Source organism: Streptomyces sp. YIM S03343 (genome assembly GCF_054729195.1).
The window spans coordinates 3395989-3413188 of record NZ_JBPUKX010000001.1 but is presented as its reverse complement, the minus strand read 5'-3'; the positions used below and the strand labels follow the sequence as shown (position 1 = coordinate 3413188).

At 70.1% G+C, this 17200-nt stretch carries 17 protein-coding genes; 5 read left to right on the top strand and 12 right to left on the bottom strand.

The features are described from left to right. The first annotated feature begins 194 nt into the window (after window positions 1-194). Window positions 195-572, top strand: a complete 378-nt coding sequence (locus tag ACSYGN_RS14425; RefSeq protein ID WP_460395581.1) for a WhiB family transcriptional regulator — start codon at window positions 195-197, stop codon at window positions 570-572. 332 nt (window positions 573-904) lie between these two features. On the opposite strand, the gene glpX is transcribed toward ACSYGN_RS14425, so the two are convergent. Continuing rightward, a complete protein-coding gene (gene glpX / locus ACSYGN_RS14420) occupies window positions 905-1939 on the bottom strand; it encodes a class II fructose-bisphosphatase (protein WP_460395579.1) in 1035 nt (344 codons plus the stop codon). A 125-nt stretch (window positions 1940-2064) separates the two neighbouring features. Here glpX and ACSYGN_RS14415 point away from each other — a divergent pair, with 125 nt between their 5' ends. Beyond that, the gene (locus tag ACSYGN_RS14415; protein ID WP_460395577.1) at window positions 2065-2598 is read left to right on the top strand and encodes a DUF4245 domain-containing protein; all 534 of its coding nucleotides are present in this window, start codon (window positions 2065-2067) and stop codon (window positions 2596-2598) included. Window positions 2599-2688: 90 nt separating this feature from the next. On the opposite strand, the gene ACSYGN_RS14410 is transcribed toward ACSYGN_RS14415, so the two are convergent. After that, on the bottom strand, window positions 2689-2943 hold the full coding sequence (locus tag ACSYGN_RS14410; protein WP_460395575.1) for an exodeoxyribonuclease VII small subunit: 255 nt from the start codon (window positions 2941-2943) through the stop codon (window positions 2689-2691). A 68-nt stretch (window positions 2944-3011) separates the two neighbouring features. Continuing rightward, the gene (xseA, locus tag ACSYGN_RS14405; RefSeq protein WP_460395573.1) at window positions 3012-4256 is read right to left on the bottom strand and encodes an exodeoxyribonuclease VII large subunit; all 1245 of its coding nucleotides are present in this window, start codon (window positions 4254-4256) and stop codon (window positions 3012-3014) included. A 131-nt stretch (window positions 4257-4387) separates the two neighbouring features. Between xseA and ACSYGN_RS14400 the strand changes: the two genes are divergently transcribed. Together ACSYGN_RS14400 and ppgK are read left to right on the top strand one after the other, a co-directional pair. After that, window positions 4388-5404: a 4-hydroxy-3-methylbut-2-enyl diphosphate reductase gene (locus ACSYGN_RS14400; protein ID WP_460395571.1), complete on the top strand. Its 1017-nt coding sequence runs from the start codon at window positions 4388-4390 to the stop codon at window positions 5402-5404. Window positions 5405-5534: 130 nt separating this feature from the next. Next, window positions 5535-6284 (top strand): polyphosphate--glucose phosphotransferase, encoded by a 750-nt coding sequence (ppgK, locus tag ACSYGN_RS14395; RefSeq protein ID WP_460395569.1) that lies wholly within the window; start codon window positions 5535-5537, stop codon window positions 6282-6284. An 18-nt stretch (window positions 6285-6302) separates the two neighbouring features. On the opposite strand, the gene ACSYGN_RS14390 is transcribed toward ppgK, so the two are convergent. Next, window positions 6303-6734 (bottom strand): DUF6542 domain-containing protein, encoded by a 432-nt coding sequence (locus ACSYGN_RS14390; RefSeq protein ID WP_460395567.1) that lies wholly within the window; start codon window positions 6732-6734, stop codon window positions 6303-6305. Window positions 6735-7144: 410 nt separating this feature from the next. Between ACSYGN_RS14390 and ychF the strand changes: the two genes are divergently transcribed. Further along, a complete protein-coding gene (gene ychF / locus ACSYGN_RS14385) occupies window positions 7145-8233 on the top strand; it encodes a redox-regulated ATPase YchF (protein WP_460395565.1) in 1089 nt (362 codons plus the stop codon). Window positions 8234-8375: 142 nt separating this feature from the next. Here the strand turns inward: ychF and ACSYGN_RS14380 are convergent, their stop codons facing one another. The 8 genes from ACSYGN_RS14380 to ACSYGN_RS14345 all read right to left on the bottom strand — a co-directional run bounded on the left by ACSYGN_RS14380 (window position 8376) and on the right by ACSYGN_RS14345 (window position 16980). Continuing rightward, window positions 8376-8639 (bottom strand): type II toxin-antitoxin system RelE family toxin, encoded by a 264-nt coding sequence (locus ACSYGN_RS14380; protein ID WP_460395563.1) that lies wholly within the window; start codon window positions 8637-8639, stop codon window positions 8376-8378. Beyond that, on the bottom strand, window positions 8632-8901 hold the full coding sequence (locus ACSYGN_RS14375) for a type II toxin-antitoxin system Phd/YefM family antitoxin (protein WP_460395561.1): 270 nt from the start codon (window positions 8899-8901) through the stop codon (window positions 8632-8634). The genes ACSYGN_RS14380 and ACSYGN_RS14375 overlap by 8 nt, the downstream gene beginning before the upstream one ends. Before the next feature lie 95 nt (window positions 8902-8996). Beyond that, on the bottom strand, window positions 8997-9326 hold the full coding sequence (locus tag ACSYGN_RS14370; RefSeq protein WP_460395559.1) for a CU044_2847 family protein: 330 nt from the start codon (window positions 9324-9326) through the stop codon (window positions 8997-8999). Window positions 9327-9343: 17 nt separating this feature from the next. Beyond that, the gene (locus ACSYGN_RS14365; RefSeq protein ID WP_460395557.1) at window positions 9344-10588 is read right to left on the bottom strand and encodes an extracellular solute-binding protein; all 1245 of its coding nucleotides are present in this window, start codon (window positions 10586-10588) and stop codon (window positions 9344-9346) included. Then, on the bottom strand, window positions 10585-11451 hold the full coding sequence (locus ACSYGN_RS14360; RefSeq protein ID WP_460395555.1) for a hypothetical protein: 867 nt from the start codon (window positions 11449-11451) through the stop codon (window positions 10585-10587). Before ACSYGN_RS14360 ends, ACSYGN_RS14365 begins: the two co-directional genes overlap by 4 nt. 14 nt (window positions 11452-11465) lie before the next feature. Next, window positions 11466-12917: a VWA domain-containing protein gene (locus ACSYGN_RS14355; RefSeq protein WP_460395553.1), complete on the bottom strand. Its 1452-nt coding sequence runs from the start codon at window positions 12915-12917 to the stop codon at window positions 11466-11468. 96 nt (window positions 12918-13013) lie between these two features. Continuing rightward, the gene (locus tag ACSYGN_RS14350; RefSeq protein WP_460395551.1) at window positions 13014-15272 is read right to left on the bottom strand and encodes a tetratricopeptide repeat protein; all 2259 of its coding nucleotides are present in this window, start codon (window positions 15270-15272) and stop codon (window positions 13014-13016) included. A 7-nt stretch (window positions 15273-15279) separates the two neighbouring features. Beyond that, a complete protein-coding gene (locus ACSYGN_RS14345; RefSeq protein WP_460395549.1) occupies window positions 15280-16980 on the bottom strand; it encodes a trypsin-like serine peptidase in 1701 nt (566 codons plus the stop codon). Window positions 16981-17200: the final 220 nt, after the last annotated feature.

Here is a 17200-nt window from a genome sequence, read left to right as displayed (position 1 = left end):
TTCCGAAAAGATTCGGTCCACCGTTAGTCAGCAGTGTTCACGGGGCCCCGCGTACGGCGGCCCTTCTCCGGCGCGCGGTTGCGCGAACAAGCCACCGTGGCCCGGCTGTTCGGGACCCTGTGCATAGGCACGCCCACAGCGGGTAGGGCTTGCTGCGTCGCCCTCGCTCGCGAAGCCGTCGTCAGGAGTAGACCGTGCTGCAACCGCCGCATTCGTCTCTGCAGGTAGCTGCCATTCCGGCCCAGCGGGTGCCAGTGCGGGACAGGGACCAAGACGCACCGTGGCACACCGAGGCGGTGTGCCGCCGCGACGAGGCAGGCCTGTTCTTCGCGCCGTCCAAGGAGCCCACCGCGGCACGGCTGTCCCGCGAGGAGGCGGCCAAGCGGGTCTGCGCGCGCTGCCCGGTGATGGTCGAGTGCCGCGAGCACGCCCTGCTCCAGCCCGAGCCCTACGGCGTCTGGGGCGGCCTCACCGCCGCCGAACGCCGAGTGGTCCTGGCCCGCCGCCGACGCCGCGACATGGAACTGAAGAAGGCGTCAAGGACAACGACCGGCATAGCCCAGGCGGGCTGACACGGGGGACGCGGACACGGGACTGCGGCGGCTCTCTCAGCGGTCCCGGTCCATTCCGGAACCTTCGCGACTCCGGGCAGGGCAACTCCCCATGGGGACGCGGCCTCTCTGCGACTCCGGCCACGGCAACCGCCTTAAGGGGCGCGGGGCTGTATTGATATGCGGCTCCGCCGCGTGGGCGCGACCAGCCACAACGCAGCCGCAGACAAAGACGCACCCGCAGGCAAGAGGACCCAGTAGGCTCGCAGGTCACAGGGTGATGGGGCGCCCCCACCGCACCGGGGACGCCCCATCACCCTGCGCCGACCCCGGTAGGGGCCCGCAGGCCCGACCTACTTGGCCCGGTCGAAATCAATCGCGCTGTACGCCCGCAACTTACTGAGCCGATGCTCGGAGCTGATCCGCCGCACAGTCCCCGACTTGGACCGCATCACGATCGAATCGGTCACCGCGGTCTCCGAGCGGTAGCGCACCCCGTGCAGCAACTCCCCGTCCGTGATCCCCGTGGCGACGAAGAACACGTTCTCGCCGGACACGAGGTCATCGGTGGTGAGCACGCGGTCAAGATCGTGCCCCGCGTCGAGCGCCCGCTGCCGCTCCTCGTCGTCCTTGGGCCACAGCTTGCCCTGGATCGTGCCGCCGAGGCACTTCACGGCGCAGGCCGAGATGATGCCCTCGGGCGTGCCGCCGATGCCGAGCAGCAGATCGACCCCGGTGTCTTCGCGCAGCGCGTAGATCGACCCGGCGACATCGCCGTCGGAGATCAGCTTGATGCGTGCTCCGGCCTCCCGTACCTCCTTGACGAGCCCGTCGTGCCGCGGCCGGTCGAGGATGACGACGGTGACGTCCTCGGGCGTGGCCCGCTTGGCTTTGGCGATCCGGCGGATGTTGACGGCCACGGGTGCGTCGATGTCGACGAAGTCGGCGGCTTCGGGGCCGGTGACCAGTTTGTCCATGTAGAACACGGCGGACGGATCGAACATGGACCCGCGCGCGGCGGCGGCGAGTACCGCGATGGCATTGGGCATGCCCTTGGCGGCCAGGGTCGTGCCGTCGATCGGGTCGACGGCGATGTCGCAGTCGGGCCCGGTGCCGTCGCCGATGCCCTCTCCGTTGAAGAGCATCGGCGCCTTGTCCTTCTCGCCCTCGCCGATGACGACGATGCCGTTCATCGAGACGGTCGAGACAAGGGTCCGCATGGCACGTACGGCGGCACCGTCGGCGCCGTTCTTGTCGCCTCGGCCGACCCAGCGACCGGCGGCCATGGCGGCGGCCTCGGTCACCCGGACGAGTTCGAGGGCGAGGTTGCGGTCTGGAGCTTCAGAGGGAACCTGCAGGCCAGACGGCAGATTGTGGTTCTCGGTCATCGGGCGCACCTTTCTGATACGACGACGGCCGGATGAGGGTTTCGCCTCTGACTCTATCGCCACACATATAAAATGAGCACAACCCCCCACGGATGAGCGCGCGAGGCGCCTGCGACGATAGGCGCGTGGCAGGTTCGAACGGCAAGCAGAAGACGGCCCGGGACATGATCCTTTCCCTGGGTCTGATCGGGATCGCGGCGGCGCTCATCTACGTGTTCATCCCGCACGACGACCACGCACCCGACCTCAAGCGGGTCGACTACCGGGTCGAACTCCTCACGGCACGGCGCGCGGCGAGCTACCCGGTGGCCGCCCCCGAGGGCCTGCCCGGGACCTGGAAGGCGACCTCCGTCCGCTTCCACGGGGACGACCACGACGCTTGGCACCTCGGGTTCAACGCCCCCGACGGTCAATACGTGGCGATCGAGCAGTCCACCCAGAAGCGCTCCGTCTTCATCGACGACGCCAGCCAGGGCGGCAGTGAGACCAAGGTCACGGAGCAGATCGACGGCCGCACCTGGATCCGCTGCACCGGCGGCCGCTACAACGCCCTCGTCCTGGAGAACACCGCAGACGCCAAGGGCTCGACGACTGTGATCGCGGGCACGGGCTCCTTCGAGCAGCTGACGCAGATGGTGCGGGCGCTGAAGCTGGCATGACGAAGGCCCCCGGCGCGCACACAGCCGGGAGCCTTTCGGGGCGCGGGGGACGCGGGAACCAGGCGTCCGGTGCTGACGACCACGGGGCCGTTACTCGGGGTCTCCCTCCGCCGTCTCCCGCTCCCCGGCGAGCGCCGCGTCCAGCCGGGCCCGGGCGCCCTCCAGCCAGCGCCGGCACACCTTGGCCAGCTCCTCGCCCCGCTCCCAGAGCGCAAGGGACTCCTCCAGCGTCGTACCGCCCGCCTCCAGCCGCCGTACGACCTCGACCAGCTCGTCGCGCGCCTGCTCGTAGCCGAGGGCCTCGTCCGTGTTCGCCGTATCCGCCGTGTCTGTGTTGCCGCTCATCCACCCACCTCGAAAGCCGGTCCGGCCGTCGGTACGGCCCTCTGTCTGATCATCTGCTCGCTGATCGTCTACTTGGCAGCGCCCGCAGCGCCCGTGCCGCCGCCCGTGTCGCTGACACGCACCGTGAACTCGCCCTCGGCGACACGCGCCCGCAGTGCCTCGTCCGCCGTCACCTCGCCCGGATCGCGCACCACATGCCCGTCGGCCCGCTGGAGCACCGCGTACCCGCGCTGGAGGGTCGCGGCCGGGGACAGGGCGACCACGCGCGCGTGGGTGTGCGCCAGCTCCGAATCGGCGCGGTCCAGGAGATGGCCGAGGGTGCGCCGGGAGCGCTCGGCCAGCGCCGCGATCTGCCCGGACCGCTCGTCGATCATCCGGTGCGGATCCTGTATCGACGGCCGGGCCAGCGTGTACGCCAGCCCCCGCTCCTCCCGCTCGACGAACGCCGCGAGGCACCGCCGTGCCCGGTCGCGCAGCTGCCGTACCCGCTCGAACTCCTCGCCCACGTCCGGTACGACCTTCTTCGCCGCGTCGGTCGGTGTGGAGGCGCGCAGATCGGCGACGTAGTCGAGCAGCGGGGTGTCGGGCTCGTGCCCGATCGCGGACACCACCGGAGTACGGCAGGCGGCGACCGCGCGGACCAGCTGCTCGTCGGAGAACGGGAGCAGATCCTCGACGCTGCCGCCGCCGCGCGCGACGATGATCACATCCACGTCGTCGATCTCGTCGAGTTCCTTCACCGCCTGCACCACCTGCACAACGGCGTGCACGCCCTGCACCGGCACATTGCGCACCTCGAAGCGGACCGCGGGCCAGCGGTGCCGGGCGTTCTCCAGCACATCCCGCTCCGCGGCGGAGGCGCGCCCGCAGACCAGCCCGATCAGCTGCGGCAGAAAGGGCAGCGGCTTCTTGCGCTCCGCCGCGAACAGGCCCTCGGACGCCAGGGCCTTCTTCAGCAGTTCGAGCCGGGCCAGCAGCTCACCCATGCCCACCGGCCGTATCTCGGCGGCCCGCAGCGAGAGCTGCCCGCGCGGCGCGTACCACTCCGGTTTCGCGTGGACGACCACGCGCGCGCCCTCGCTCACCACGTCGGCAACGGCGTCGAACACCTGCCGGTAGCAGGTGACGCCGATCGAGATGTCGTACGACGGGTCGCGCAGTGTCAGGAAGACGACGCCCGCGCCCGGCCGCCGCGAGAGCTGGGTGATCTGCCCCTCGACCCAGATCGCGCCGAGCCGGTCGATCCAACCCCCGATGAGCCGCGACACCTCGCCGACGGGCAGCGGGGTCTCGGCGGACGTGTTGAGAGCCATGTCCGCGAGCGTAGCCGCCGCCACCGACAACGCCGCGGGCGCACGGCCGACATCGTGGGCGCACGGCAGCTCCCGTGTGACCGCCCCTGCGCCGTCGCGGCGATCTTCGACCCTCCGGGTGCGGCCTTACGATGGTCCCCATGACTGCTTCGTCTGGCCGCCGTGTCCTGCTCGCCGCCCCCCGGGGCTACTGCGCGGGTGTGGACCGCGCCGTGATCGCCGTCGAGAAAGCCCTGGAGCAGTACGGCGCTCCGGTCTACGTCCGGCACGAGATCGTCCACAACAAGTACGTCGTGCAGACCCTGGAGAAGAAGGGCGCGATCTTCGTCGAGCGGACGGAGGAGGTCCCCGAGGGGAACATCGTGATGTTCTCCGCGCACGGCGTGGCCCCGACCGTCCACGAGGAGGCCCGGCGCGGCCGGCTCGCCACCATCGACGCGACCTGCCCGCTGGTCACCAAGGTCCACAAGGAGGCCGTCCGGTTCGCCAAGGACGACTACGACATCCTCCTGATCGGACACGAGGGCCACGAGGAGGTCATCGGCACCTCCGGCGAGGCCCCGGACCACATCCAGCTCGTCGACGGCCCCGGCGATGTCGCCAAGGTCGAGGTGCGCGACCCGTCCAAGGTCGTATGGCTGTCCCAGACGACCCTCTCCGTCGACGAGACGATGGAGACCGTGGACGCGCTGAAGTCGAAGTTCCCGCAACTGGTCTCCCCGCCGAGCGACGACATCTGCTACGCCACGCAGAACCGTCAGCTCGCCGTGAAGCAGATGGGCGCCGAGGCGGACCTGGTGATCGTGGTCGGCTCCCGCAACTCGTCCAACTCCAAGCGGCTCGTCGAGGTCGCCAAGCTGGCCGGCGCGCGTGACGCGTATCTCGTGGACTTCGCGAGCGAGATCGACGAGGCATGGCTGGAGGGCGTGACGACGGTCGGGGTGACGTCGGGCGCGTCGGTGCCGGAGGTGCTGGTCGAGGAGGTCCTGGAGTGGCTCGCGGAGCGCGGCTACGGCGATGTGGAGCTGGTCAGGGCGGCGGAGGAGTCGATCACGTTCTCGCTGCCCAAGGAGCTGCGCCGGGATCTGCGCGAGGAGGCGGCGGCGCTGACCGCGGAGCGCGGCGGCACGGGCACGCCGGAGGCGTGACGGGGCGGCGGCGGGCGCCTGAGTCGGGCACCCGCGAGGGCCGTACACGGGGCCGTAGACGGTGGCCTTACGCGCGGGGAGCGTGCATGGCTGGGAAGAGACTGTCACCCGCAGGCCGTAACGTATATCCATGAAGATCTTCGGCTTGGACATCGGCGGCTCCGGCATCAAGGGTGCCCCGGTGGACCTCGACATGGGCGATCTCGCGGAAGAGCGCCACAAGGTGCTCACCCCGCAGCCCGCGACTCCCGACGGCGTGGCAGAGGGCGTGCGGCAGGTCGTCGAGTATTACGGCTGGTCCGGCCCGGTGGGCCTGACGTTCCCCGGCGTGGTGACGGGCGGCTCCACGATCCGTACGGCGGCGAACGTCGACAAGAGCTGGATCGACACCGACGCGGGCTCGCTGTTCAGCGAGCGGCTCGGCGGGTTGCCGGTGACGGTGGTCAACGACGCGGACGCGGCGGGCGTGGCCGAGATGCACTTCGGCGCGGGCCGGGGCCGCAAGGGCACGGTCATCATGCTGACCTTCGGCACGGGCATAGGCAGTGCCGTGTTCGTGGACGGCGTCCTGGTCCCGAACACCGAGCTGGGCCATCTGGAGCTGAACGGCCATGACGCGGAGAAGCGGGCGTCCAGCAAGGCCAGGGAGGACGCGGACCTGACCTGGGAGCACTGGGCGCGCCGCGTCCAGCGGTATCTGGCCCATGTGGAGATGCTGTTCTCGCCGGAGCTGTTCATCATCGGCGGCGGCGTCAGCCGCAAGTCGGAGAAGTTCCTGCCGTTCGTCACGGACATCAGGGCGGAGATAGTCCCGGCGCAGCTCCTGAACAACGCGGGGATCGTAGGAGCGGCGATGCACGCGGCGGAGCAGCACGCCTGACGGCTGCCGCCGCCGCCCTCAGCCGCCGCCGTGGCCCTGCCGCCGCTGCCGTACGATCCGCACTCTCCTCACGAGCACGATCAGTCCGGCGATCAGCGTGCCGCCGTAGAGCCACCCGGCCTGGGTGGCCAGGGCGGTGGCCAGCCCCACCAGCCACCCCGCGGTACCGCCGTCGGAGCCGGTGACGGGCACCAGGCCCACGGCGAAGGCGATCGGCAGGACGACGGGCGCGGTGAGCACATCGCCGCCGCGCACCCACAGGGCGGTCAGCACACAGACGGGCAGGAAGAGAACGCCGTAGACGGTGAGGGAGCCGTCGAAGAGGAACTGGTCGGCGGTCCCGAGCAGAAACATCAGCGCACCGCAGAACAGCCCGCCACCGAGCCCGGTGAGCCGGGCCCCGGCGACGGCCGACGACCGGGCCGCGCCTTGCCCGGAGACGCCCCGCACGCTCCCGGGCGGCGGCCGCCGCACCACACCCCCGGACCCGGCACGACCACCGGCACCGGGACCGGGACCGCGGCGGGCCTGCGGCGGCAGACTGGCCCCCTGCCCGCCCCGCCCGGACACAGCCCCGGACGCTGACGCTGCCGCCCCGGCCCCCGCTGCCCCTGCTCTCGGCTGCTTAGCTCGACCCCTGTGTTGCTCCACTGGACCAACTTAGGTCTGTTTATGTGCCGAATCGCCCCTCAGACACGCCGTAGAACAGCCGTTGGCCAAGACCTTGCCGTCCACCGGACCGACCCGCGACCGGCCACCGGACCGGCCCCCGACCGTCCTCCGGCAGGCCGTAAACTGGTGGATCGGCCGATCCGGCCTCTCGCCCGCCCCTCGCCCTCTCATCCACGGGAAGTCGCAACGTGTCGCTCACGATCGGAATCGTCGGCCTGCCGAATGTCGGCAAGTCGACCCTTTTCAACGCCCTGACCAAGAACGACGTGCTGGCGGCCAACTACCCGTTCGCCACGATCGAGCCGAACGTCGGCGTGGTCGGCGTCCCGGACGCACGCCTGACCAAGCTGGCCGAGATCTTCGGCTCGCAGCGGATCCTCCCGGCGACGGTCGACTTCGTGGACATCGCGGGCATCGTGCGGGGCGCGAGCGAGGGTGAGGGCCTGGGCAACAAGTTCCTGGCGAACATCCGCGAGTCGGACGCGATCTGCCAGGTCATCCGGGCCTTCAAGGACGACAACGTCGTGCATGTCGACGGCAAGGTCTCGCCGAAGGACGACATCGAGACGATCAACACCGAGCTGATCCTCGCCGACCTCCAGACGATCGAGAAGGTCCTGCCGCGCCTCCAGAAGGAGTCCCGGATCAAGAAGGACGTGGCCCCGAAGGTCAAGGCGGTCGAGGAGGCCAAGGAGATCCTGGAGAAGGGCGACACCCTCTTCGCCCACGGCCTGGTCCAGGGCACCGAGCGCGCGGAACTCCTCCACGACCTGCACCTGCTCACCACCAAGCCCTTCCTCTACGTCTTCAACGTCGACGAGGACGAACTGTCCGACGAGGGCTTCAAGGAAACCCAGCGCACCCTGGTCGCCCCCGCCGAGGCGATCTTCCTCGACGCCAAGCTGGAGGCCGACCTCGCCGAACTGGACGAGGCCGAGGCCCTGGAACTCCTGGAGTCCGTCGGCCAGCACGAACCCGGCCTCGCCACCCTGGCCCGCGTGGGCTTCGCCACCCTCGGCCTCCAGACCTACCTGACCGCAGGCCCGAAGGAATCCCGCGCCTGGACCATCAAGAAGGGCGCCACGGCCCCCGAGGCAGCCGGCGTGATCCACACCGACTTCCAGAAGGGCTTCATCAAGGCGGAGGTCATCTCCTTCCACGACCTGGTCGAGACAGGCTCGGTCGCCGAGGCCCGCGCCAAGGGCAAGGCCCGCATGGAGGGCAAGGAGTATGTGATGCAGGACGGGGACGTGGTGGAGTTCCGCTTCAACGTGTGAGCAACCCGCTACTGCACGCCAGATGTTCCGTTAAGCGTGCAGGTCGGAAGGGGTTGACTCCTCCGGGAGCCAGCCCCTTCCTCGTCACCGTGCTGGATCGGTGCTGGATACTCTGAACAGTCCGAGGCCGGATCAGCCGGCATCAGGCGCCGTAGACGGTGGAGCGGTGCCCGACGTGTACGACCCACACCACGAGTTCTCCGTTGTCGACCGTGTAGACGACCCGGTAGTCGCCGACTCGCAGTCGACGGCGTTCCGGCTGTGACACGAGCGCGGTGGTGTTGAAGCCGAGGGGGTCGCTCTCCAGTTCGGTCAGCTTGGCCAGAATGCGCAGCGCCATGTCGCGAGGGATCTTCCGAAGCTCGGCCTGCGCCTCGGGTCGGAAGACGGTCCGGTACTCACTCATTGCGCGCCAGCGTCTCCCTCATGATGTCCTCGATCGGGATGCCGGGCGCAGGGTTGGCCATGCGCTCGTCGATGATGCGGTTGATCTCGCGCTCTTCCCATTCCTGGTACCTGCGCAGCACCTCGATGGACACGACGGCGGCGACTTCCTTGCCTCGGCGCGTGATGACGGTGGGCACGTCGTCACGGTCCGCGCGCTCCACGACTTCCGCCAGGTGGGCGCGCACGTCGCGGATGGACTCTATGGGCAGCGGCTGCGTCATGCGCTCAAGTGTATCGAGTGTGCCATGTGTACACAATCGGCGATGTGTGCGCCAGCCGTGGGGCCGGTGCTCGGGGTGGTGGCGCCGGGCCGGGATCAGTCCGGTGGTGTGGGTTCCGTGCCGCTCCAGCGGAGGGTGACGTCGAGGTGGGTGCTGGTGTTGGCGCTCGCCAGGACCGCGCCGAGCTTGGCGTCCAGGACTACGCCGAAGGTGACCTCCACCTCGTCGGGGCGTTGGGCGACGCTGCGGAACTGGCCGATCACCTCGGAGGCGGCGGCGGTGATCGGCGTCAGTGCCTCGCGGAGGCTTGCTCCCGCGCTCTCCAGACGGGTTCCCAGGCCCACGGCTCCGGTTCCGGTGCGGGCGGGTGGGGCTACGAGGACGACGGTCCCGTCGTCCAGGCTGAACTGGATGGCGTCCGCCATGAGGACTCCTGGATGGATCAGCGAGGGTTCGGGGTGCTGCAGAGGGGCGTGGGCGGCGGCGGGGACTGCGGGGAGGAATATCCGAGTTCCTTCTGGACCTTGTTGAGCGCCGCCAGCGGCGGGGCCGACTTTGTGTCGTTCGCGTAGTCCAGGACCGCCCGGTAGAAGGCGGCGGACACATCGGGATCCATCGCGTCGGCGGCGCTGAAGCAGAGCGTGTAACGCGAGGAGTGGAGCAGTTCGGCTATTCGGCCCTGGGTGGCGTTGTCGTACTCCGTCACCTTTACGTTCTTGTCGGCGGAGAGCGCGAAGCCGGGTTCGTTCACCCATGTCTGCTGGGCTTCCGTACTCGCCAGGTACCTGATGAACTCGTCGGCGCTCTTGTTCCGGGTGAACTTTCCGACGAAGTCCGCCGAGACCTCCAGGGTGTCACGCGAGGACGGTGCGTACGTGTACCGGTCGTTCCTCACCTGGTCCGGCTCGAACGGCATCGCGGACAGGGTGCCGTGGCTCAGAGAACACCCCTTCGTGGCCATGCTCTTGGCGGCATCCCGGAAGTTGAGCCTGGACGCGGCTTTGAGGGTTTTCGCTCCGAGGAGGTTCCCCCACGCTGTCCACGCGTCTTTGACGGGCCCCTTGTCCCACTCCGCCTTACCCGAGGCCCAGGCGGTGTAGGTGTCGGCGCCCGCCTGGGAGAGCAGGATGTCCGCTATCCAGTCGGCGCCCGGCCAGCCGGAGGTCGGGCCGGACTCCAGTCCCAGGCACCAGGTGGGGGAGCCGGACCTCGGAGTGGTCCAGCTCCCGGCAGGTCGTGCGGTGGACCTGGCGTCGTACCAGATGAGGCTCTTGACGTCGGCCTTGACGGGGACCGCGTAGACGTCCTGGCCGTTCATGCCGAGACTGCGGAAGGGCTGTACGTATGCCTTCGTGTCCACGTCCAGCTTCAGGAGAGCCCCCTTTTCCTTCCGGTACTTGGCGATCGCTCCCACACTGGGCAGCACGGCCAGGTCGGGCTTCGCGTCCGCGCCCACCGCGGCGTCGAGCTGCTGGGTCAGGGCGCGGGTGACCTGAGGTTCGATGTCGATGTCGCGATGGTCGTGCTCGAAGTCCTTGACGACCGCGTAGAACGCCTTGAACTCGGTGTCCGACCAGGGAACCATGATCGTCACCTTGACCTTCTCCGGTTCGCCGCACGAGACGGACGCCAGGAGCAGCCCGAGGAGCAGGGCGCAGCGCAGGAGCGGTGCCGTGAGTCTTCTCATGGGCGAGGGAACCTGTACTCGGCGAGTCGGGGACGGTAGGCCAGATACGCGAGCGCACCGGCGGCGGCGAGCACCGGCAACGCGATCGCCTTGCGGGGTGGGTCGATCGCGCACATGGCGATGCTGATCGACGCGGTGGCCAGCGGGGCCGCGACGAGAGCCGGGCCGGGGTACCGCCGGAAGAGGTGGGCGATGATGTGGCCGGTCCAGCAGACCAGCAGCAGCATGACCGCCAACGGTCCCATGAACAGGGGCCAGAGGAGGTCGGGGTCGCGCCAGCCCGAGCGGCGCTGGTGATTGCTTGCTGTGGCCTCCAGAACCTCGAGATCCCCGAGCGATTGCTTGAGACCGCCTGTGAAGGGGACCGGGTCCTTGCCGTCGTACTCCCGCGCGTGGTCCAGTGCGTCGCCCGCTCTCTCCAGGCCCGGTTTCCCGTCGAGGACCGCAGTGTTGGCCATCTGGACGCACGTGGCCAACTGGCCCTGGACGAACTGGATGTGGCTCAGTCCCCGCTCCCCGGCCGCGTTTCCCTCCGTCGCCGAGGTGAGATGGGAGCTCACGCGGGCGGTGGCGTTGGCGAACTCGCCGCTGGTGCCGATCAGGTCGATCGCCCCGGTCCGGGAGACGGCCTTGAGAGCGGTGTCGGCGTCCCTGGCCTGGCCGATCGCATTTTTTATGTGCTGGAGGGCCGTGTCCGTGCGGTCAGCGGCGGCGGTCTGCTCTTCGGCCCCGTTCGCCATCACCACGTACAGCACCGCCGTCACCGCCACCATGCCCAGCACGCCCGCCCTAAGCCACCGCAGCACCACGATCGGATGCGGCGAGCGCAGCCGCCCGCCGGTCACGACGCGTCCGCCGGTCATGACCCGCCCGCCCGTCACGACGCGTCCACCGGTCCACCCGCCACACCCGCGTCCCCGAACCGATGCCCGCACTCCTCGCAGAACTTGGCCGCCGGCGACGTCGATGTCGTATCGCACCGTGGGCACACGCGTGGCAATCCGGCCTCGCCGGGCGGGAGTTCTTGCGCGCCGTCCAGCGGCGGCTCGACCGGTCGGCTCACGGTCTTGGTCGAGTCGACGCCGATGCCCAGCATCTGTCCGCGGGCGACGTCCCGCCGCACCCGCAGTCGGCCGTCGGGGCCGTCGGTCGCCACCGAGCGCAGCAGCCGTAGGCGCGTGGTGTCGCGGAGGGATTCCGCGAGGCTTATGGCGAGGCGCAGTTCGCGGTCCGCGCGGTCGAGGTCTCCGCGCAGATGGGCGTCCGCGCAGGCGCGCATGGCCATACCGAGTTCGCGTTCGTTCTCGACACGGGTGAGGTCGGGGGAGCGGGCGATGCCGAAGCCGGGTGTCGAGCGGCGGCGTACCACCATGGCCGCGGTCTCGGAGCAGGGCCCGCGGGTTCCGTCGGGGAACTCGGCGTGCAAGGTGATGCGGGCGGCGCGCAGGATCTCGTCGACGGTCAGACTGTCGGGGTCGAAGCGGAGGGAGACCTGGTACTGGCGGGTCTCCGGAGGCCAGGAGCCCAGGGGAATGTGCGTCTCGCCGTCCTGCTGGTGACGTGCCGTCAGTTCGGCCTCGACCGGGCGGCTCTGCCGTACGAACGCCAACTGGAAACGGCTGTTGAGACGTAAGCCCAGATACACCCGGGGTACGACGATCCGCTGCGCCTCGCGCATCAGGCGGGTGAAGTCCTCCGTGAGGTCGGAGATGGTGACGACGGCCTCGGCGGTGCCGTGCAGGGCCTCGGTGATGCGCAGGAGTTCGGTGTAGTGCCAGTCGTCGCCGAGGCCCCTCGCATCGCAGATGAACCGGTCGACGCACGACGTGAGGATGTTCCCGAGCTGTTCGGGCGTCTCGTGTTCGTTCTTGCCGTCCGTGTAGAGCACCGCGTGGCGCACCGTGCCGGGGGATTCCACCGACGCGAAGAGGCGGCGGGCGCGGTCCAGCCACTGGCCGATCGCCGTGCCGCCCTCCGGGAGCTGGCCGATGACCCGGAGCTTGGCGTCCTCCCGGGCCCGGCCGTCGACGCGGGCCAGACCGCCCGTCGTCGGGAAGATCACGTCGGCCTTGTGGTTGCCCGCGATGATCCCCAGGTGAGTGCCGTCCCGCAGGGTGTCGATGGCCGCGCACATCGCGCGTTTCGCCTCGTCCAGTCGGTGCCCTGACATGGACAACGAGCGGTCCATGATGAGGATCTCGGCACTCCGGGTCTCCGGGGCCGCACCGGCGGCGGACTGCGCCGTGACGGTGATCAGGGCGTCCGCCCGTCGCTCGTCGTAGGGCAGATCCGAGGGTGCGTCCACTTCCAGGGCGAAGCTGAGCCCCAAGGGTGACCTGTCCCCCACCGGCACCACCCGATCTGTCGCTATGTGTTTCGCTGCGCGCCTCGCTACGGAGCGTGCTTGCATCCTCGACGGAACGTGTTACGAGCTTAGCCCCCCGGGTACTGCCCCGGAACGGGAATGACCTGATCGACCTGATCGACCTGATCGGCCCGATCGACCCGATCTTCCATGCTTTCCCGGCCATCCCCATCTCAGCGCCGGACGCAGTCGGTTCGCCAGGTCCACCAGTGCGACGTACTCGTGCTCGGTGGGCGCGTGCGGGCCGAGGTCACGGATCGCGTCGGACAGTTTCAGCCGGTCACGGGTGTGCAGGAACTCCGCGTACTGGATCTCGGCACACAGTGCGGCGGCCGCCGCCTCGCTCACGTCGAGATCCGGAAGGGCCGCCCTGGCCTGGGCCACGTCGTCCTCGGTCGGCGCCTGCCATCCTGCCCGGAGGTCTGGATCGGCAGGATCGGCGGCCGGATCGGCCGGATCGGGGAGGACCATGACGCGCAGGCGTACCGCCGCCACTCGTGCCTCGCGCTCGTAACGGAACTCCTTGGCCAGTTGCTCGGCGATCTCCACCGCCTTCGCGCGCTCGCCCGCCCGCAGCAGTACGCGGGCCAGGCCGAAACCGGCCGCGCCGAGCGCGGGGGTGGTGTCGAAGACCGTGCTGTAGTGCGACCGCGCGACGGTGCGGTCGTCGTGGAGTTCGGCGCACAGGCCGAGGGCGAGGTGCGGTATCAGCTCACCGGGAAGGGCCCTGCGCACTTGGGCCAGCACGGCGGCGGCCCGCTTCGGGTGCCTGTCGGCCAGGGCGATCAGGCCGCAGTACCAGTCGGCCAGCCAGTGCCAGTCGGGCAGGCCTGCCGCCGCGAGCTGTTCTGCCGCCGCCGCGGCGTCCTTTCTGCGCAGGGCGAGCCGGCTCTCGGCCAGTGCGCCGCCGGCCGAGCCCGTGACGCCCGGGTCGTCGGGATCGGACAGGGGGGCCGGGAGGGCGGCTGCGACGTCGCCGGGTTCCGGTGACGAGAACGGCGCGGGCATCGTCAGCAGACCTTCCTCGTCCGGCTGCGCACCGACCCAGTGGGCAAGGGGCCGGGCCGAGCCGAGTCCGCCGTGCAGCGGTTCCGGCACCGAGCCGAACAGGGCGGAGGGCCGCGACACCTGACGACGTGTCGGCGGAGCCGCCACGACCTGCCGGATGACACCGCTGAGCTGCTCCGCGAACTGCCGTGCCGACACGAACCGCCGCCACGGTTGCTCGGGGTCCGTGGCGCGGTTCAGCAGCAGATGGAGCGAGTCGACGCCCGGCGCGGATCGGTCCGTCCACCGGGAGCGGCACACGTCGCGCAGGGTCATGCCCAGTCCGTAGAGGTCGAAGCCGGGGCCGGGCTTCAGATGTTCCGGATCGTTCTCCGGCGGCGCGAAGGCCCTCGTGTACGCCACGACCGGCCCGGTGTCCTTCGTCTGGCTGCGCACCGCGCCGAAGTCGATGAGCCGCACCCTGTCCAGTGCGCCCGCCGGGTGCTCCTCCTGGAAGCGGATGATGTTCAGGGGCTTGACGTCACAGTGCAGCAGGTCCCGGGCGTGCAGGTAGTCGAGTGCCTGGAGGATACGGACACCGTGCGCGAGGACGGTTTCGAGACGGTCGCCGTCGCGGGACGAGAACGGTTCGCCCGGTACGTATTCGAGGACGAGGTACGGCCCTTCGTCCTCGTAGCCCAGGATGCGGACGATGCTGTCGTGCCGGAGCTCGACCAGTACGTTCCGTTCGTGCAGGGCGGTCTTGGCGACCGACTTGTGCAGGGCCTTGAGGACGACGGGGGTCGCGAGGTTGCGGTCGTCGGCGAGGTAGGCGGCGCCGTACGCCCCCGAACCGATGACGCGGGTGACGTCGTAGCGGCCGGCGATGGTGAAACCGCCCGGCTGCGCGAAGTCGAAACGGGTGCCGCAGCGCGGGCAGAAACCGGCGGTCCGGCCCGGCTCGCCGTCGTGGCCACGGCCGACCGGCTGCCCGCAGGAAGGGTTGGGGCAGAAGCGGTGCGCCTCGCCGACCGGGTCCGACGAACCCGGCGGTACGTCCGGGGCCTTGGGACTCTCCAGAGCCTTGGGAATCTCCGGGGTCTCCGGGGCCTGAACGGGGTCGACCAGGCCGAGGCCGTACCAGGGGTCCGGGCGTACCTGCGCCACGCCGACGCCCGCACCGGCCCGCGCCGACGGTTCCGGTGCCGAGGCGCGGTCCGCCGACGCGGCGTCGTCCTGCGGCAGCGGCTGCCGGTCGCACACCTCGCAGAAGCCCTGCTCGTCGATTGCGCCGCGCCCGCAGCCGGGACGGTTGCACATCTGACGGCTCATCCGCCTGTCACCTCTCCTCGAACCGTCGGTTGACCTCGTCGATGTAGCGCTTGACCAGCTCGCCCGCGACCCCGAGGTCGATCGGCTCGGTCTGCAGTGCGCGGGCGGCGGGGGCGTGCCACTCGGCGAGCCGCCGGTCCTCGACGCCGAAGTGGCGCGCCGCCCGGACGCGGTGCAGTTCCAGGGAGGTGGTGAGGTCCCTGTAGGTCGTGATCATCCGGCCCAGGTCGTGCTCGAACCGGGCCAGGGCGGTGCGGGCGTCGGCGGCCTGGTCGTATATCGCGGTGAGTTCGGGGTTGGGTTCCGTGGCCCGGGCCACGGCCAGCCGGACCCGTAGCCGGGGCGCGGCCAGGCGGGGCAGCCGGGGTGCGGCGAAGAACCGTACGCCCCACTCCTGTTGGAGCGCGGAAGCGGCGTCCTCATGATCGGCGAGTTGTCCGACGGCCGTCTGGACCTCGGCGGCGCTCACACCCCGGGCGGCGCCCCCGCGCAGCGGTTCGGGATCGAGGGAGACGTCGTAGGCCAGGCCGTCCGGTGGCGTGCCCTCGAAGCCGAGGACCAGGCGGACCCCGCGCGACCGGGCGCGGGCGGCCAGTTGCCCGAGCAGTTCCCGTACGAGGTCTTCCGGGTCCTCGGCCCGATCGACGCCGCCCACCACCAGGCAGGCGGGCGGCATGCGGCGCAGCAGTTGTCTCCGCACCTCCCTGGCGTTTCCGCCCTCGAGCCCGAACCGGCCCGTGAGATAGCCGCTGAGGTCGCCGGCCGATTTGCCGCGCGCGTCGTAGGCCGCGTCGATGGTGCCGAGCCCGAGGACCGTGTCCCCGGGGGCGTCGGTGAGTTCGGCGTCCGTGACGCCGGGCCGGGCCGCCGGATCGGCCGTCCGCACCAGACGGACGAGCCAGGAGTCGCCCACGGCGGTGGTACCGCCGGTGCCGACGACGGCGGTGCCGGACCAACCGCTGTCGAGCAGCCGGGTCAGCTCCTGGGTCAGCGCGAGCCGCAGCGGGTCGCCCAGTACGTCACCGAGCAACTCGCTGCGTGAGTGTCCCAGTTCGTCAGTGCGGTCACCGCCGGTGAACTCCTTTATCCCGGGCAGATACCTCAGGATCGTCTCGGTCGGCAGCATCCAGGCCGCCTTCTCGTCACCGTTGACGTAGTCGGCCACCACGATGCCGATCACACGGCCGCAGAACTCGCCGCCCACCGCCATCGCCCCGGCGCCCGAGTATCCCGGCTCGATCCATGGGTCGCCCTGGTGGATCCGGTTCAACAGGCCCAACTCGCCCTGCCGGTGCCCCGATCCCGCCAGCCGCGCGTCCGTCTGCATGCCGAACGGTTCGTGCTGGGGAAAGCCGTACATCCGGACCGTGCCGCCGGAGAGGGGCGCCTTCCACAGTGTGGTCCGGGTGCCGCAGTTGGCCGGCTCGTCGAGTTCGAGCAGTGCCACATCGCCGCGCTGCGTGCCGTGTTCGTGCACCCAGGTGCCCGGGGCCACGTGCGCGGTGCGGGTCCACTCGGGGCGGCATGCCGCACTGCTGATCCGCACGTGAGACGTGGTCCCCCCGGGTGCCGCACCGGCGTACCGGACCACGTGCGCGCAGGTGAGCACATGGCGGTCGTCGAGCAGTACTCCGGCGCCACAGGGCGTGCCTTCTTCGTCGTCCACTCGCACACGCCACGGACGGTCACTGTGGTGATGCAGCGCCATATGCCCAAGGTAGGACAACGAGCGTCACATTGCCCCGGGTTGTCGTGAGGAGATCGGTTGTGGCCTTTGTGGCCGTCCTGGCGGTCACCGCTGTCGTGGCGGTCACCGCTGTCGTGGCTGTCGTGGCCGTCCTGGCCGTCCTGGCCGTCGCGGCAGTCGCGGCAGTCGTGGCAGTCGTGGCAGTCGTGGCAGTCCTGGCAGTCCTGGCCGTCCTGGCAGT

Coding starts and splice junctions, on each gene's coding strand:
- xseA (WP_460395573.1), bottom strand. CDS start 4,256: ATGGCTCTCAACACGTCCGCCGAGACCCCGCTGCCCGTCGGCGAGGTG.
- ACSYGN_RS14410 (WP_460395575.1), bottom strand. CDS start 2,943: ATGAGCGGCAACACAGACACGGCGGATACGGCGAACACGGACGAGGCC.
- glpX (WP_460395579.1), bottom strand. CDS start 1,939: ATGACCGAGAACCACAATCTGCCGTCTGGCCTGCAGGTTCCCTCTGAA.
- ACSYGN_RS14350 (WP_460395551.1), bottom strand. CDS start 15,272: ATGAGCCGTCAGATGTGCAACCGTCCCGGCTGCGGGCGCGGCGCAATC.
- ACSYGN_RS14345 (WP_460395549.1), bottom strand. CDS start 16,980: ATGGCGCTGCATCACCACAGTGACCGTCCGTGGCGTGTGCGAGTGGAC.
- ACSYGN_RS14380 (WP_460395563.1), bottom strand. CDS start 8,639: ATGAGTGAGTACCGGACCGTCTTCCGACCCGAGGCGCAGGCCGAGCTT.
- ACSYGN_RS14400 (WP_460395571.1), top strand. CDS start 4,388: ATGGTCCCCATGACTGCTTCGTCTGGCCGCCGTGTCCTGCTCGCCGCC.
- ACSYGN_RS14375 (WP_460395561.1), bottom strand. CDS start 8,901: ATGACGCAGCCGCTGCCCATAGAGTCCATCCGCGACGTGCGCGCCCAC.
- ACSYGN_RS14360 (WP_460395555.1), bottom strand. CDS start 11,451: ATGACCGGCGGACGCGTCGTGACCGGCGGGCGGCTGCGCTCGCCGCAT.
- ACSYGN_RS14365 (WP_460395557.1), bottom strand. CDS start 10,588: ATGAGAAGACTCACGGCACCGCTCCTGCGCTGCGCCCTGCTCCTCGGG.
- ACSYGN_RS14370 (WP_460395559.1), bottom strand. CDS start 9,326: ATGGCGGACGCCATCCAGTTCAGCCTGGACGACGGGACCGTCGTCCTC.
- ppgK (WP_460395569.1), top strand. CDS start 5,535: ATGAAGATCTTCGGCTTGGACATCGGCGGCTCCGGCATCAAGGGTGCC.